This is a genomic window from Streptantibioticus ferralitis (genome assembly GCF_029223525.1).
GTDB lineage: Bacteria > Actinomycetota > Actinomycetes > Streptomycetales > Streptomycetaceae > Streptantibioticus_A > Streptantibioticus_A ferralitis.
The window spans coordinates 242,230-257,584 of record NZ_JARHTQ010000009.1 but is presented as its reverse complement, the minus strand read 5'-3'; the positions used below and the strand labels follow the sequence as shown (position 1 = coordinate 257,584).

Here is a 15,355-nt window from a genome sequence, read left to right as displayed (position 1 = left end):
AGCCGCCGGGTAAGTCAATTCACGATCGACTGAGGCCAATCAGTGCCAATCACCAGCGCGTCCAACAGTGCGTCATATCCGCGTCGGCGGGTACGTACGTGATGGGACAGGGCAGGGCCGCCGATCGATCCGATACGGCAGGAACCCGCGACCCGGCCCGCGCGTCCTACACGACGACGGCTGACGTACCCCTGTACAAGGGGTTGCCACAACAGAGGCGTTGCAAGCAGAGGGGTTGCCGGCAAGCACCACCGGCGGGACCGAGAACAGCAAGCGAAGCGCCAGGTGAGCGCCACCCCTCGCCATGTTTCACGCTCGGCCGGCAGCGTGATGCGCTGCCTCGTACGCGGTGTGCTGCCCTCACGGGGGAGACGCGGTTCGGGTTGGTAATGGGCAGATCCTGGAGCGTTTACGGGAAGGGAACGAGCGCTGATGCGCGAGATCCTCGGAAGGCGACGCGGGTTCATGTGGTCCAAGTGGTCCAGGCGGGAGCGGTCGACGCCGCGCGCCGCGGCGCTCACCTGCGCCGAGCAGTGGCGCTGGCCGGTGGTGCCCGGTGCCGGATTCGAGTTGGGGGCCGAGGAGCGGCGCGGTACGTCCCGTAGTGGTGCGGTACGGGCCTGCGCCTGCGGGCGGCCGGACTGCGCGGTGCCTGGCGTACATCCGCACGACCCCGAGCTGCTCGCGGCGACCACCGACCCGCGGATGGTCGGCTGGTGGTGGACCAAACGGCCGGACGCACCCGTGCTGCTCGCCACCGGGGGCCCGGCTTCCGCGGTCAGCCTGCCCGCGAGCGCGGGGGTCAAGGCGCTCGCGACGCTCGACGCAATGGGCGTCCGGCTCGGACCCGTCATCGCGACGCCGACGCGCACCACGCTGCTCGTCGCCCCGTACTCGATGGAAGAACTGGGCGAGCTGCTGCACCGGCACGACTGGGTGCCCTCCTCGCTGCGCTACCACGGACGCGGTGGCTATGTGGTGCTGCCGCCGTCGGACACCGGCACGAGCCGGGCGGCCTGGGAGCGGGCACCACAGCCGGGACCTGGTGGTTCGGCGCCGTGGCTGCCGGACATCGCGGTCATCGTGGACACGCTGGTCGAGGCGGGAGCGTCCGCGCCCGACGGCAGCCGTCTCGCGTACTGAGCCTGCTGCCTGCCGGGTCCGGCGTCCCGGCGCGCATCGGGCTCCTCAACCATCGCCATTCACTCTTTCGGGTGTGAGAGGCCGCCCATAGCGGGTGTACCGCGCGCGGCCACCAGAACAGCCCCGTTCATCCCGATATGTTCGGCCCACCGAAGCTGTCCCCGGCTAACGCAGGTGGGTCTCCATGGAGCGCGCGTCGAATCTGCGCATGATCGCCCTGGCAAGCGTCGCCGCCCTCGCCGTGGCGCTGCCACTGGCCGCCGCGACGGCGGGCCCGGCGGGGCAGGGCAGGAAGGCCCCGGCGACCCCGCCGGGGCTGGTCGGCAACGCGTCCCGGGAATCAGCCGGCGCCCCCGAGGGCGCCGCGAGTGACGCCGCCAAAACCGGGAACGCGGCTGGGAAATCCGCCGACAACGGGCTGAAGGAATCGCCCTCGGGGGCGGCCAAGAACGCGGGCGGTCTGCTGGGTGACTCCGGGCTGGATCTTCCGCCAATTCCCGGAGCGCCCGGAACCGCCGGATCTATCGGCGTGAGCGGAGCGCAATCCAATACCGGAGGACAATCTTCCGCATCTGCCAACTGCGGCCCGCAACTCACTTCGCCGCACGGAGTCGAGGCCCAGACCTGTGTACTCACCGACGGCCACAACACGTGGGGACGTACCTACTACCGCAACACGACCGGCAGTCCGCTCACCGCCGTACTGACCCTGATGCGGCCGGACCAGCGGACCGTCGTCGTGCACTGCGCGGTGGCGGCGTCGGCCGAGCCGCGGGTGTGCGAGACGCCGCACGACCCGACCGTGGCGCCGAACCCGTCCGCACCGCCGTACCAGGCCGTGGCGGAGTTCGCCTCGGCGGACGGGGACCGGGTGTTGCTGCACGCCGGAAGCGATGGCGGCGGCGATACCGATCAATAGCGGGGTGGTCCGGACCGGAAACGTCACGACTAACGCGTCGGCGGCATCCGGGCATGGAAAGACCCGGTCGCTGGCGACGGGGGATGCACCAGCGACCGGGCTGTAATTAACGGTAACAAGAGATCGGCCGTTCGCAAATTCGTGTGCCGAGATCAAAACCCCTATTTACCGGCCCCTATGGAAAGTTGTGACAGGGATCACGTTCCCATCGCACGCCAATCAAGCGCCGATCCGATGGCGATCATCTGTCGTTCAGCTCAACGTGATCTGCCGATTCGCCAGGCCGCTGCGCGCCTTGCGCTCCTGCGCGGTCAGCGGAGAGTCCGAGGCCAGCGCCTCACCGAGCCGCTCGCCGAACGCCGCCGCGGGCTTCTCGACCTCGTCCGCCCCCACCGACCCCGGCAGGTCCCATACCGGCACCACGAGGCCGTGCGCGCGGAACGAGCCCACCAGTCGCGTCCCCTCGCCCAACGACGCGGCGCCTGCCGCGTGCAGCCGGGCCAGTGCGTCCAGCAGCTTCTCCTCCGGGTGTGGCATGACCCACCGCAAATGGTTCTTGTCCGGCGTCGCGCACCAGTAGGCGGCCTCAACTCCGCTCAGCCGCACGGTCGGTAGCGCCGCCTCGTTGGCCCGCTCCAGGGACGCGGCGACCTCACCGGTGGCCTTCGCCGCCTCTTCGGGGCTGCCCAGCCAGAACTCGAAGCCGGTGTGTACGACCGGGCTGAACGGCGCGGTCACATCCAGCAGATCCTGTAGCCGCGGACCCGCCGGGTCGGGGCGGTGCGCCTCGACCTGGTTGCCGGGCTCGGTCTCCAGCGCGCGCCGCAGCGTGTCGGCCAGATCACGGCTGATGTCGCCGGACGCGGTGTCGTTCTGCAGGCCGAGCAGCACGGCGCCGGTGTCGCGGCGCAGTGCGGGCCAGGCCATCGGCAGCACGGTCGCCAGGGTGACCGAGGGCACACCCTCGGGCAGTCCGCCCTTGAGCGTCAACTCCACGGTGGCGGCCGGGACCAGTTCACGCAGCGCCACCCAGTCGCATTCGCCCGGCAAACCCTCGAACGGCCGCTGCACCAGCTCGGTCACCGCGTGTGCCGCCGCGCGCCCGTGACAGGCCTTGTACCGGCGACCGGAACCGCACGGACAGGCCTCCCGCGCACCGACGACCGGGACCTCCCCGTCGCCTCGCGGTGCGGACGGCTTGCGGTCCTTGGTGAGGGGGCGCTTCTTGGCCATGACTGGGTGTCTCCCGCGTGCGGCGAACGTTTCCCGCGCGAGCCTAGTGCCCTGCGGGCCGCGGACGTTGCCGCACCGGACGTGTCCCGCGTCAAGATGCTTCGGACGCCGCAACCGGGGCCCCGGCGCCCTCACCCCAGATCGTCGAAGAGCCCGCCGAGGTCCCCCAGCGCGTCCGGAACCGCCCCCAGGGCGGGCACCGCCATCCGTGCGCCCACGCCATCGCGCCGGGCGTGCCGACCGCGTACCGGCAGCACCGCCCACACCGTGACCTCGCCCGGCCGGTCCCTGACGCCCCAGTCCAGCGACAGGGCGCCGACGATGCCGAGTCCCCGGCCGCCGCGGGCGGTCAGTGAGGGGCTGGAGGGCTTGGGCCGGGTGGGGCCGCCGCCGTCGGTCACTTCCAGGGTCAGCAATCCGTCCTCGTCGAGCCGCCAGGCCGCGCGTATGCCCAAGTCGTGCGCACCCTCGCCGTCACCGTTCACGCCCGCGCCGCCGTCGATCGGACGGCCGTGCCGACACGCGTTGCTCAGCAACTCGGAAAGGACCAGCACCGCATCGTCGACCACCGTGTCCGGGGTCTGGTACTCGCACAGTTCCTCACGCAGTCGCCGACGTGCCGCGCCGACTCCCGCCGGACCATGGGGCAGGGCCATGGTCGAGGATGTCGGTACCTCTTGGGCTGCCACCAACGCCACCCCCGCTACCTCCTTCACCCCACGCCACGGATTGGATGCCCCAAAGGCCTGGACCGGAAACAGGCCATTCACCATCCCTTGGTGCACTCTTGGCGGTCGAACACGGTCCGAACGCGCCGGTGTACTCCCCGTGTGGGGCGACTGGGCAAAGTGGTCCGGCTATCACCATTTCTTGCCGTTTTTGACTGCCTATCGCCCGAGTTGTTCCAGTACTCGCTTCGGGCGATTGGTAATGATGGCGTCAACTCCCAGCCGTACGCACAGTTCCACGTCCGCCGGTTCGTCGACCGTCCAGACGTGTACGCGGTGTCCGGCCCGATGCAATCGCGCCACATATCCGGGGTTCGTACGCAGGATGCGCATCCCCGGACCGGCGATCTGCGTCCCGGCCGGAAGCCGTCCGTCGCGGTACCTCGGCAGCACGTAACTCATCAGGAACACCGTGGGCAGGCTCGGGGCGGCGACCTGCACCCGGCGCAGCGAACGCGCGGAGAAGCTCATCACCCGCACCTGGGGGCGGCCTTCGGCGGGCCGCAGCAGATCGAAGCGGGCCAGCAGTTCCAGCAGCCGCTCCTCGACCTGGCCGGCCCAGCGCGTCGGATGCTTGGTCTCGATCGCCAAATCGATGCGGCGGTCGGCGCTGACGACGAGTTCGAGCAGTCGCTCCAGGGTGAGGACGGAACTGCGCTCCAGCGGATCCGGCGTCCAACTCTCCCAGTCGGGTGACTCGTAGGCGTCCTTCCACGAGCCGAAGTCCAGCGCGGCCAGCTCGGAAAGCTCCAGGGCGGACACGGCGCCGCGCCCGTTGGACGTACGGTTGACGCGGCGGTCGTGTACGCAGACCAGGTGACCGTCGGCGGTGAGACGGACATCGCATTCCAGCGCGTCGGCGCCGTCGTCGATCGCCTTGCGGTACGCGGCGAGGGTGTGTTCTGGGGCGTCTTCCGAAGCGCCGCGGTGAGCGACGACTTGGATGGCCTTCGGGCCTGGCAGGGCATCCCCGGCTACGTACGCATGGGTCACGAGGTTATCGTGCCATCGCCTGGTGACAGGATCCGATTAGTCGGAGATGTCTGATCCGTCGAAGATGGCCGTTTCATCAGGTGTAAAGGAATACGGCCACTTGGGCGGCGACTGCTTACGGTGGTCCGACGCCCCATGGGAAAGGCTGTCCTACGGCACTCTTCCCGCTGTCCGTCAGCTGACGGTCCCCGTCAGCCCCACATCGCGTCCATATCGCGCACTTCGAGGAGATACAGCTGTGAGCACCGAGTACGAGGGCGGCCTCCCCGCCTCCGGGCAGGACGGTGGCGGCCGGCCCATGGAGGGCGAGCCGGGCGTCTCGGAGCAGCCTCGCGACACCGCGCAGATGCCCCCCGTCCCCCCGGCGCACCCCACCGTGCCACCGCCTCCCGTGCCGCCGTCGGCCTTCTCCGCTCCCGCACCGGGCACACCCGGGCAGCCCGCGGATCCGCCGCAGCCGCCGAACGGCCCGCAGGACCCGTACGGTTCGTACGCGCTGAGCCCGGCGCCCGCACCCGAGCAGAGGCGGCGTCCCGGCGCGGGCGGCCTGGTCGCCGCGGTCATCGTGGCCGCGCTGGTCGCGGGCGGCGTCGGCGGCGGCATCGGCTACTGGGCGGCGAACCGCGCCGACAACGGCTCGACGACGGTGTCGTCCGCCGTCGACCCCAAGGCACTCAACCGCCCGCCCAGCTCGGTCGCCGGCATAGCGAACAGGGCGCTCCCCAGTGTGGTGACGATCAACGCCAGCGGCAGCCAGGAGAGCGGCACCGGCACCGGCTTCGTCTACGACACCCAGGGCCACATCCTCACCAACAACCATGTGGTCGCCCCCGCCGCGAACGGCGGCAAACTGACCGTGACCTTCTCCAACGGCAAGACGTACGACGCCGAGGTCGTCGGCCGCGCCCAGGGTTACGACATCGCCGTGATCAAGCTCAAGAACGCCGGCGACGCCAAGCTCAACCCGCTGCCGGTCGGCAACTCCGACCAGGCCGCCGTCGGCGACGCGACCATCGCGATCGGCGCCCCCTTCGGTCTGTCCGGAACGGTCACCACCGGCATCGTCAGCGCCAAGAACCGCCCGGTCGCCTCCAGCGACGGACAGGGCTCGACCGCCTCCTACATGAGCGCCCTGCAGACCGACGCCTCGATCAACCCGGGCAACTCCGGTGGCCCGCTGCTCAACGCGAACGGCGCGGTCATCGGGGTCAACTCGGCGATCCAGTCCGCCAACAACGGCGCCAGCAGCCCGTTCGGCGGCTCCTCGCAGGCCGGGAGCATCGGCCTTGGCTTCGCCATCCCGATCAACGAGGCGAAGTACGTGGCCGACACCCTGATCAAGACCGGCCAGCCGGTCTACGCGGTGATGGGCCTGTCCGTGAACATGAACTACAACGGCCAGGGCGCCCAGATCTCCGACAACGGCGCCAACGGCGGCTCGGCGGTCACCGCGGGCGGCCCCGGCGACAAGGCGGGCCTCAAGCCGGGCGATGTCATCACCAAGCTCAACGACACCGTGGTCGACAGCGGCCCGACCCTGATCGGCACCATCTGGCAGCACCGCCCCGGCGACCAGGCCCAGGTCACCTACCAGCGCGGCGGCTCCACCCACACCACAACGGTCACCCTGGGCGAACGCAAGGGCGACAGCTGACCCAAGATCCCTTCGCACCCCAACCCGAGCACCCGCCCCCCGAAACCGGCTAGGCTGTCCCCCGCGTCGCCCTAGGCGACGCGGGGGAGAGTTGCCCGAGCGGCCTAAGGGAACGGTCTTGAAAACCGTCGTGGCAGCGATGTCACCGTGGGTTCAAATCCCACACTCTCCGCGCAGGCCAGCGTATGTGCTGGTCAGGAGGGGTGCTCCAGTCTCGGGGCACCCCTTCTTCGTAGGGTCTGTCTCACCTTGATCCGCCCCTGTCGCGCCGTTGACCAGTGCGTGTGGGCCAGGCGTGGACCAGATTCAACGGCATGGTGCGTGGCGGGGCTGGGCGCCGTTATCTGGGCCCGCTGATAGCCACGTCCGGGTCTTGCACAACTGATCGCGACTGGCCGCTGTGTCGGCGTGACCGGCTGTCCGCGTACAAGTCACCTGCCTGCGTAAAGCGGCTGGTTCTCTCCCTAGACGTCCACAGTCCTGAGCGATTGACTCATTCCCGGGTGAAACCACCTCATTAGCGGCGCCTTGTCGTGGATGTCGGAGATGAGTGCTGCCTATGCGGTGGGTCGGGCTCCATCTCCGAGCGAAAGGGTGGCCGTGATGTCGGGTATCCCGGCGGGTAGGTCCTACCGGCTTAAGAACCAGCAGAGCAACCTGTACCTGAACGTCAAGTCCAACAGCCTCGCTCCTTCCGCGCGGCTAGAGCAGTGGAACTCTCAGCCCTCCGGTTCTCGCATCCATCAGACCTGGCACGTCTTCCCACTCGACTTCGGCAAGTACCTGCTGGCCAACAAGGCCAGTGGACTCGTGGTGAACATCGCCTCCAACAGCACCAAAGCGGGGGCGCCAGCGGAGCAGTTCACTCTCCAGCCCTCGCTCCACGGCCCCACCCAGGTCTGGTTCCTGAACCAGGTGAGCAGCGGCGTCTTCCGCATCAGCAACGAAAAGAGCCAGTTAGCGCTGAACGTCAAGAGCTACAGCCCGCAGCCGTCGGCCATCGTCGAGCAGTGGTACTTGGAACACAGCCAAGCGTGGCGTTTCGAGGTCGAGGACGAGTACAAGGCCGTGCTCGACCTGCCCGACATCCCCGACACCGGTATCGGTGACATCCACCGTATGACGAGCTATCAGCCGACGCCGTCCGCGAAGACCGATGCTGTCGAGGTGGGGGTCATGGCCTATCCCTTCCCCTTGGTCAAGGACTCCGCCTTCGACCGTCAGCGCCAGGCCCGGGAGAACCCGTACTACATCCTGCGTCGGTACGGCTACTGGGAGCGGGTCTACTCCTACGAGCACGGCGGCGCCTCGGACTACACCCACACGGAGAAGACGACCGTGGGCTTGACGACGGCGAACGCCAGGACCGTCGAGGAGACCACCACGATCTCGGTCAGCGCCGAGGCCAGCTTCGGATTCAAGGGCGTCGGTGCTTCGCTGAGCACGACCATCAGCCAGGAACTGAAGGTCATCACCACGCACGAGGAGGTCAAGAGCCACTCGCGGGAGGTGACACTCGAGCGGAACTACCAGGCGGGCAGGCGGGTAACCGAGGCGATCTGGTACCGCAGCGACAAGTACGTCCTCGAACGTCTCGACGGATCCAAGGTTCTTGAATGGACCACAAGGGACCCGAACACCTCTATCGCCGACGCGTACCCCCGTGAGGCTCTGGAATACAGCCCCGAGCAGTCCTGACCGTACGACCCAGGCCCCGAGTCTTCTGAGTACTCACCAGTCTTGCCGTACGCCCCCCACGGCCGCCGTCGCAGTGGTGGGTGTGGGGCATCGGCCGGGGGGTAGCGAACTGACGCCCCGGACACCTCGCATCAGCACCAAAGAGTGCAGTCCGCAGCTTGGTTGTGCTGCGGACTGCACTCGGGTTTTTAGCCGTCGGGCATCTTCTACTCGGGGGCTTCGCCCCCTTCCAGCAGAGCCCGCTCAATCTTCTCGTTCGCTTGCTGCTGGAGGCCGTGGATCACCTTGGCGTAGAAGCGGAAGAGGACAGCGATGCTGTGGCCCGCGCGGCGCGCGACCTCGGCGGGGGCGACACCCTGACTTTCCGTGGCTCAGGTCCAACGGGGCGGCACCACTGACGAATCCGACGAATACCACTGTCTCTCTCCATCGGCCGAGCCAACTCAACCGCCTGGCACGGGAGTCACCCGTCATGAGCGCACGACGACGACCCCGGTACCATCGGCACCGGGGTCCTGAACAGGGACTCTTGACCGGACCACCCCGAGAGCTGTCCAGGCGAAGGGGTGGTCCGGCTTTCGTATGTGGTTGTGAGGCGCGACCCTGACCGAGGGATCAGGAGGCGAGTCGTCCTGACGCAGCACCTCCAGCGAGCGCGACCCGGTCTTGTCGTGGGCGTCGCCCACCAGATCGATGACGACGTCGACCTCCCGCGCGATGTCCTCGAAGCGGACGGCGGTGTAGTCGATGACCTCGTCGGCGCCGAGTTCCTTGAGCCACTCGTGGCGGGCGCTGCTCGCGGTGGCGATGACGTGCGTGCCCAGGTGCTTGGCGAACTGGACCGCGAAGTGTCCGACGCCGCCCGCGGCGGCGTGCACCAGTACGCGCTGCCCGGCGTGGACGCCGGCGGTGTCCACCAGGGCCTGCCAGGCGGTGAGGGCCGCGAGCGGCACGGCGGCGGCCTGCTCGTGGCTCACGGTGGCGGGCTTGCGGGCGAACTGGCGGGCGGGAGCGGTGACGTACTCGCCGTAGCCGCCGGCCGCGCGCGGGAACCACGGATCCCGTAGACCTCGTCGCCCGCCTTCAGCGTGGTCACGCCGAAGCCCACCGCCTCCACCACCCCGGAGACGTCCCAGCCCAGCACGAACGGCGGCTCGCCCAGCACGCCGGCCATGCCGGTGCCGGCCCGGGTCTTCCAGTCCACCGGGTTGATGCCGGCCGCGTGCACGCGCACCAGGACCTCCGTGGGAAGCGGTTCGGGCCGGGGCACCTCCTGGACCCGCAACACCTCCGGGCCTCCGAAACCGTCCTGGACCACCACGCGCATCGTGGATGCGGACATGCGTCACCTCCGGCGATCGAGCACGGGGAAGGGCCGTCACCGGCCGTTCCCGCTGACAGCGATGAAGCTATCCCCGGGTGTGTAGTTACCGGCAAGGGCTACTACTTCCCTTTGGGAAGAGCTGCTGGTCGCTCGCTGCCAAGACTTCAGGCAGGATGTTGGTCGATGGGAGCGCCCAGGGGCTCGGCATCCGGCGACAATCGGGGGGTCGCCGAACCCAAAGCGGCCTTCGGAATCTCAACGTCCCATGTCGGCAAGGCTCCTGACCTCACGCATGCCATAAAGTCCCACCTGTATCGGTAAGTCGACATACTGAAGCTGCGGTCACATGTGCGCCGTAACGTTTCTCCCGTTGCGCCGCAAGGACGACACAGTGGCGCCGATGACTGCCGGTCATGTGATGGGATTGAGAATGTTTATCGACAGATCGTCACGCTTGCGAGGTAAATAGGCTATCCAGAGTGGTTCCTGGGGGATCCCGTGGGCAAGTCTGATCTCGCGACGCCGCAGAGTCGGCGGAGCGGTCGGCCAACCGCCCCGCCTCGCCCCTGACTTCCAGTTCCTGGGAGGAATTGATGAGCAAGATCCGTACCGCCCGTGCCCTGGCCGCACTTGCCGCGTTGCCGCTCACCGGGGTTCTGTTCGCTGGCACCGCATCGGCGGACAACGGTTCCTTCGCCAACGACCACTCGCAAGCGAGCGTCAACAGCACGGGGCAGGTGTCCTCAGGTGCGGGCGCCACCAACCAGAGCAACACCGCCAGTGTGAACGGATCCGGCGACACCCGGATCGAGCAGCGCGATGTGCGGGTGAACTTCGCCAGGTGCTGGTGAGGAGCGCGCGGGGGCCCGGACGCTCCGACCGTTCCCAGTGGCCGGGGTCCCGCGCGGCAGGCCGGTGAGATGGCTGTGCGACGGCATCATCGGTGCCGTCGCACAGTCTGTTTCGGTGTCTTTGGCATGGCCAGAGGTTGTCCACAGGCTGTGGACAACCTCTGGATGTCTTGACACCTTCACCTGACCTGACGAACAGTCAGAACATGACGGATGCCGAGCCCGCTGCCGGGTTCTACGAGCGGATCAAGGCCTACGAGGGACAGTCGGCCGCTGTCGGAGGCGAGGGCAGGGATCCCGTCAACTCCCCGATGATCCGGCACTGGTGCGAGGCGATGGGGCACCTCCTGCCCGTCGACGGTTCCGCACCCCCCACCATGCTGCAGGTATGGACCATGGCCGGGCTCTCCGGCCATGGCGACCGTTCCGGACCATACGACGAACTGCTGGGCGCTCTGGACGCCGCTGGGTTTGACGCCGTTGTCGCCACAGACTGCGAGCAGGAGTACGTGCGACCACTGCGCCCCGGTGACCGGATCGTCTTCGACGCCGTGATCGAGTCGGTCTCACCACGTAAGACCACCAAGCTCGGCATCGGCCACTTCATCACCACCAGGATGGATCTGCGGTCCGGCGGCGAACAGGTCGGTACCCACCGGTTCCGGATCCTCAAGTACGCGCCCGCGCCGCGCAAGGCGCCCGGCAAGCGCCCGCGACCGGTCGTCAACCGTGACAACGCCGGGTTCTGGAACGGGGTTTCGCGGCATGAGCTGCTCATACAGCGGTGCACGGGTTGCGGTACGCCGCGTTTCCCCTGGCTGCCCGGGTGCAACAGCTGCGGCGGGCAGGCGTGGGACACCGTCAAGGCGAGCGGTTCCGGCACGGTCTACTCGTACGTCGTCATGCACCACCCGCCGTTTCCGGCCTTCGAGCCTCCGTACGCGGTCGCGCTCGTGGAGCTCCCCGAAGGAGTGCGGATGATCGCCAACGTGACCGGTGTCCCGTACGACAAGGTGCGCATCGGCATGCCCGTGGAGCTTGAATTCGCGGTCGTGGACGATGAGTTGACCCTTCCGGTGTTCCGGGTGAGGGAGGGGGTTTAGATGCGGATCGGTGACGAACTCGCGCCGCTGCGCATACCCATCACCCGCACGCTGATCGTCTCCGGTGCCGTCGCCACCCGTGACTACCAGGACGTGCATCACGACGCCGAGGCCGCCCGCGCCAAAGGCTCCCCCGACATCTTCATGAACATCCTCACGACCAACGGCCTTGTCGGCCGCTACCTCGCCGAACACTTCGGGCCGGAGGCCGAACTGCGCAGGGTCGCCATCCGCTTGGGAGCGCCCAACTACCCGGGCGACGAGATGGTGTTGAGCGGACGGATCGTTTCGCTGGCGGGCGATGCGGACGGCCAGACGGCGGTCGTCGAGGTGACGGGCGCCAACGCGCTCGGCCACCACGTCACCGGACAGGCCACCGTCCGCCTTCCTCGGGGGGCGGACGCATGAGCCTGCGCCGTCCAGACGCCCTCGGCGGCCGCGCCGCGATCGTGGGCATCGGCGCCACCTCGTTCTCCAAGGATTCCGGCCGCAGCGAGCTCACCCTCGCCGTGCAGGCGGTACGTGCCGCGCTGGACGACGCGGGGCTGAGTCCCGTCGATGTCGACGGGCTGGTCAGCTTCACCATGGACACCAGTCCGGAGATCGCCGTCGCGCAGGCGACCGGCATCGGCGAGCTGTCCTTCTTCTCCCGGGTCCACTACGGCGGCGGCGCGGCCTGCGCGACCATCCAGCAGGCGGCGCTCGCGGTGACGACCGGGGTGGCCGAGGTGGTCGTCTGCTACCGGGCGTTCAACGAGCGGTCCGGCCGCCGCTTCGGTTCCGGCGTCCAGCACCGCGAGCCGTCCGCCGAGGGCGCGGCGCTCGGCTGGGTGCTGCCGTTCGGGTTGCTGACGCCCGCCTCGTGGGTCGCCATGGCCGCGCGCCGGTACCTGCACACCTACGGGCTGAGCCCCGACGCCTTCGGACCGGTCGCGGTCGCCGACCGCCGCCATGCCGCGACCAACCCGGCCGCGTACTTCTACCGCAAGCCGATCACCCTCGCCGACCATGCCGCCTCGCGCTGGATCGCCGAACCGCTACGGCTGCTCGACTGCTGCCAGGAGACCGACGGGGGCCAAGCGCTCGTCGTCACCTCCCTGGAACGCGCACATGACCTGCGGCGACGCCCCGCCGTCATCACCGCCGCCGCGCAGGGCGCGGGCCGTGCACAGGAGCAGATGACCAGCTTCTACCGGGACGATCTCACCGGGCTGCCGGAGATGGGGGTGGTGGCACGCCAGCTGTGGCGTACGTCGGGGCTCGGGCCCGGCGACGTGGACACCGCCGTGCTGTACGACCACTTCACACCGTTCGTGCTGATGCAGCTGGAGGAGTTCGGCTTCTGCGGGCGTGGTGAGGCGGCCGACTTCGCCGCCGACGGCGGGCTGGAGATCGGCGGGCGGCTGCCGGTCAACACCCACGGCGGCCAGCTCGGCGAGGCCTACCTGCACGGGATGAACGGCATCGCCGAGGCGGTGCGGCAGGTGCGCGGCACCAGCGTCAACCAGGTACCGGACGCGTCCCGGGTCCTGGTGACGGCCGGCACCGGAGTGCCGACCTCGGGATTGCTGCTCGGCCGCGCGCAGTGACGGTTTCACCGGGTGACCGCAGTGACGGTTCCCCGTGTGGCCGGGGCGATGCCCGTTCCCCCACCCAAGGGGGACGGGATGGGTGCAGACGGCTGAACCGGGCATCTTGCGGGGCGCGCCTCCTGCGTACCGTGCGCTCCGCCGCTTTGACTCGCCGTCATGCGTGATAACAACCGGATGATCCGACTTGTGGTTGTCATGATGGCGTCGCTCGCCTGCGGGGTCGTGGGCATCTTGCCGGTCGCGGCGAAGGGCCCGACCCGGCCAGGTCCGCACCCGGCGCACAGCGCCGGCGATGGTCCCGGCGTCCCCGGCCCGGGCAGCGCACCGTTCGGTGCGCCCGGCGATAGCGGCCCGAGCACCGGACCGGCACAGGGCGGACCCGGCCCGGTACCCGGACCCGGCCTGCCCGGCGACCCCTTCCCGGGCATCGGATGGCCCGGCGACCTGCGGCTGCCTGACCTGGGAGACCTGCGGGATCTGGGGAACCTGGGGGATCTGGGGAACCCGGGAGATCCGGGGGGCGTAGGTGTCGTGGGCGGCGTGGACACACCAGGCGACAGCACGCGCGCCCATCCTCCCACCGCACCGACCCCGCCCAGCACGCAGCGCCCGCGCGCCTCGGAGTCGAGGGTGTGGCCCACTACGGAAGACCCCCGCCATCACGGCGCCCAGATCTTCCAGGGCTGGGGTCTCGACACCTGCTCGGCCCCGCCGCTGGACACCATGCGGGCATGGCGTGACTCCAAGTACGGCGCGATCGGGGTCTACATCGGCGGCGACTCCCGCAGCTGCCCCCAGGACCACCTCACCCACTCCTGGGTCCACAAGGTGACCACGATGGGCTGGCGGCTGCTGCCGGTCTACGTCGGCGCGCAGTCGCCGTGCGCCACGAACCCGAACCACCGCGGCAACGTCATCGACGAGGACGACATCGACGGCCAGGCCACGCACGAGGCCGACGACGCGGTGCGGAACGCCGAAGACCTCGGAATGGAGCGCAACAGTCCGATCTACCTCGACATGGAGTCGTACGACACCAACTACCGGTACTGCACCCGTCCGGTGCTGGAGTTCACCCAGGCCTGGAGCCGCGAGCTGCGTGCCAGGGGCTATCTGCCCGGCTTCTACAGCAACGCCAACGCCGGAATCGCGCAGATGGAGCGCGCCCGCCGGGACGGTCACCCCGACCTGCCGGACCTGATCTGGTTCGCGCGCTGGGGCGTGGAGCCGGACGTCTACGAGGAGCCGAAGCTGTCCAGCGGCGCCTGGCGCCCGCACCGCCGCGTCCACCAGTACGCCGGTGACCGGCGCGAGACGCACGGCGGCCGGACCCTCGTCATCGACCGGGACCTGGTCGACGCACCGGTGGCGATCATCCGTAACGACGCATAACGCACCGTAACGCCCCGCTGTTTCGGGCGGGGACGGATCCCGGCGGTCCGATAGTCCCTGCCCGCGGCTCCCGGGGGTGTCCCCTCGGGTGGAACCCCGCATCATGTCCACCCTCGGGAGGTAGGGAAACCCTCACCACTACGACTTCAGGGTGACCCCGCTTCGGGACCTGCGGGCGATCCCCGCCGCCGTCGGCGCTCATAGCGTTGAGGGCATGACCACGCCTGTGTGCACCAGCGCTCAGCAGCAGTTCACCACCTACGTACGGAACAGGGGGCCGGTGCTGCTGCGTACCGCCCGTTCCCTGACCGCCAACCCCTGTGACGCCGAGGACCTGCTGCAGACCGCGCTGGCCAAGACCTATCTGGCGTGGGGCCGGATAGCCGACCACGGCGCGCTGGACGGTTACGTACGGCGCACCCTGGTCAACACGCGCACCTCGCAGTGGCGCAAGCGCCGCCTCGACGAGTTCGCCTGCGAGGACCTGCCGGAGAGCACCTCGCCCGCCCCTGACCCGGCTGAGCACCAGGCGCAGCGCGACGCGCTGTGGACCGCGGTCGGCCGGCTCCCGGCCCGGCAGCGCGCGATGGTCGTCCTGCGCTACTACGAGGACCTCACCGAGGTGCAGACCGCCGAGGTGCTCGGTGTCTCGGTGGGCACGGTCAAGAGCTCGGTCTCGCGGGCGCTGGTGAAGCTGCGCACCGATCCGGAGCTGCTCGCCTGAT

General features: G+C 69.2%; 13 protein-coding genes, 1 tRNA gene and 1 pseudogene. 11 read left to right on the top strand and 4 right to left on the bottom strand.

Features of this window, described 5'->3' with window-relative positions; translation table 11 throughout:
* The first annotated feature begins 432 nt into the window (after positions 1-432).
* Both P2L57_RS17120 and P2L57_RS17115 read left to right on the top strand, forming a co-directional pair.
* Positions 433-1,143 carry a bifunctional DNA primase/polymerase gene (locus P2L57_RS17120; RefSeq protein ID WP_275815292.1) on the top strand — a complete coding sequence of 237 codons (711 nt, stop codon included), beginning with the start codon at positions 433-435 and terminating at the stop codon, positions 1,141-1,143.
* 184 nt (positions 1,144-1,327) lie between these two features.
* Positions 1,328-2,062, top strand: coding sequence for a hypothetical protein (locus P2L57_RS17115; protein ID WP_275815290.1), 735 nt, complete (start codon positions 1,328-1,330; stop codon positions 2,060-2,062).
* A gap of 252 nt (positions 2,063-2,314) precedes the next feature.
* Here P2L57_RS17115 and P2L57_RS17110 read toward each other — a convergent pair whose 3' ends face one another.
* From P2L57_RS17110 to P2L57_RS17100, 3 genes are all read right to left on the bottom strand, one after another.
* The gene (locus tag P2L57_RS17110; RefSeq protein WP_275815288.1) at positions 2,315-3,295 is read right to left on the bottom strand and encodes a DUF5926 family protein; all 981 of its coding nucleotides are present in this window, start codon (positions 3,293-3,295) and stop codon (positions 2,315-2,317) included.
* A 131-nt stretch (positions 3,296-3,426) separates the two neighbouring features.
* A complete protein-coding gene (locus P2L57_RS17105) occupies positions 3,427-3,993 on the bottom strand; it encodes an ATP-binding protein (protein WP_275815286.1) in 567 nt (188 codons plus the stop codon).
* Positions 3,994-4,182: 189 nt separating this feature from the next.
* Positions 4,183-5,016, bottom strand: a complete 834-nt coding sequence (locus P2L57_RS17100) for a glycerophosphodiester phosphodiesterase (RefSeq protein ID WP_275815284.1) — start codon at positions 5,014-5,016, stop codon at positions 4,183-4,185.
* Between the two features lie 238 nt (positions 5,017-5,254).
* On the opposite strand from P2L57_RS17100, the gene P2L57_RS17095 reads away from it, so the two are divergent.
* From P2L57_RS17095 to P2L57_RS17085, 3 genes are all read left to right on the top strand, one after another.
* Complete coding sequence (locus P2L57_RS17095) at positions 5,255-6,670, top strand: S1C family serine protease (protein ID WP_372515732.1); 1,416 nt, start codon at positions 5,255-5,257, stop codon at positions 6,668-6,670.
* Positions 6,671-6,755: 85 nt separating this feature from the next.
* Positions 6,756-6,842: transfer RNA gene (locus tag P2L57_RS17090), tRNA-Ser, on the top strand.
* Between the two features lie 431 nt (positions 6,843-7,273).
* Positions 7,274-8,368, top strand: coding sequence for an RICIN domain-containing protein (locus P2L57_RS17085; RefSeq protein WP_275815282.1), 1,095 nt, complete (start codon positions 7,274-7,276; stop codon positions 8,366-8,368).
* Between the two features lie 470 nt (positions 8,369-8,838).
* Here the strand turns inward: P2L57_RS17085 and P2L57_RS17075 are convergent.
* A pseudogene (locus P2L57_RS17075) lies at positions 8,839-9,710 on the bottom strand (NADP-dependent oxidoreductase).
* A gap of 575 nt (positions 9,711-10,285) precedes the next feature.
* Here P2L57_RS17075 and P2L57_RS17070 point away from each other — a divergent pair.
* The 6 genes from P2L57_RS17070 (at position 10,286) to P2L57_RS17045 (ending at position 15,354) form a co-directional block, all read left to right on the top strand.
* Complete coding sequence (locus tag P2L57_RS17070) at positions 10,286-10,543, top strand: hypothetical protein (protein WP_275815280.1); 258 nt, start codon at positions 10,286-10,288, stop codon at positions 10,541-10,543.
* Positions 10,544-10,749: 206 nt separating this feature from the next.
* On the top strand, positions 10,750-11,646 hold the full coding sequence (locus P2L57_RS17065; RefSeq protein ID WP_275815278.1) for a bifunctional MaoC family dehydratase N-terminal/OB-fold nucleic acid binding domain-containing protein: 897 nt from the start codon (positions 10,750-10,752) through the stop codon (positions 11,644-11,646).
* Entirely contained in the window at positions 11,647-12,054 is a 408-nt protein-coding gene (locus P2L57_RS17060; RefSeq protein ID WP_275815276.1) for a MaoC family dehydratase, read from the top strand. It begins immediately after the preceding gene.
* Positions 12,051-13,235: a lipid-transfer protein gene (locus P2L57_RS17055; RefSeq protein ID WP_275815274.1), complete on the top strand. Its 1,185-nt coding sequence runs from the start codon at positions 12,051-12,053 to the stop codon at positions 13,233-13,235. The genes P2L57_RS17060 and P2L57_RS17055 overlap by 4 nt, the downstream gene beginning before the upstream one ends.
* 159 nt (positions 13,236-13,394) lie before the next feature.
* A complete protein-coding gene (locus P2L57_RS17050; RefSeq protein ID WP_275815273.1) occupies positions 13,395-14,630 on the top strand; it encodes a DUF1906 domain-containing protein in 1,236 nt (411 codons plus the stop codon).
* A gap of 214 nt (positions 14,631-14,844) precedes the next feature.
* The gene (locus P2L57_RS17045) at positions 14,845-15,354 is read left to right on the top strand and encodes a SigE family RNA polymerase sigma factor (protein ID WP_275815271.1); all 510 of its coding nucleotides are present in this window, start codon (positions 14,845-14,847) and stop codon (positions 15,352-15,354) included.
* Position 15,355: the final 1 nt, after the last annotated feature.

What these genes read in the sequence shown, in the direction of transcription:
- P2L57_RS17120 (WP_275815292.1), top strand. Translation starts at nt 433, where the DNA reads ATGCGCGAGATCCTCGGAAGGCGACGCGGGTTCATGTGGTCCAAGTGG.
- P2L57_RS17115 (WP_275815290.1), top strand. Translation starts at nt 1,328, where the DNA reads ATGGAGCGCGCGTCGAATCTGCGCATGATCGCCCTGGCAAGCGTCGCC.
- P2L57_RS17110 (WP_275815288.1), bottom strand. Translation starts at nt 3,295, where the DNA reads ATGGCCAAGAAGCGCCCCCTCACCAAGGACCGCAAGCCGTCCGCACCG.
- P2L57_RS17085 (WP_275815282.1), top strand. Translation starts at nt 7,274, where the DNA reads ATGTCGGGTATCCCGGCGGGTAGGTCCTACCGGCTTAAGAACCAGCAG.
- P2L57_RS17070 (WP_275815280.1), top strand. Translation starts at nt 10,286, where the DNA reads ATGAGCAAGATCCGTACCGCCCGTGCCCTGGCCGCACTTGCCGCGTTG.
- P2L57_RS17065 (WP_275815278.1), top strand. Translation starts at nt 10,750, where the DNA reads ATGACGGATGCCGAGCCCGCTGCCGGGTTCTACGAGCGGATCAAGGCC.
- P2L57_RS17060 (WP_275815276.1), top strand. Translation starts at nt 11,647, where the DNA reads ATGCGGATCGGTGACGAACTCGCGCCGCTGCGCATACCCATCACCCGC.
- P2L57_RS17055 (WP_275815274.1), top strand. Translation starts at nt 12,051, where the DNA reads ATGAGCCTGCGCCGTCCAGACGCCCTCGGCGGCCGCGCCGCGATCGTG.
- P2L57_RS17050 (WP_275815273.1), top strand. Translation starts at nt 13,395, where the DNA reads ATGCGTGATAACAACCGGATGATCCGACTTGTGGTTGTCATGATGGCG.
- P2L57_RS17045 (WP_275815271.1), top strand. Translation starts at nt 14,845, where the DNA reads ATGACCACGCCTGTGTGCACCAGCGCTCAGCAGCAGTTCACCACCTAC.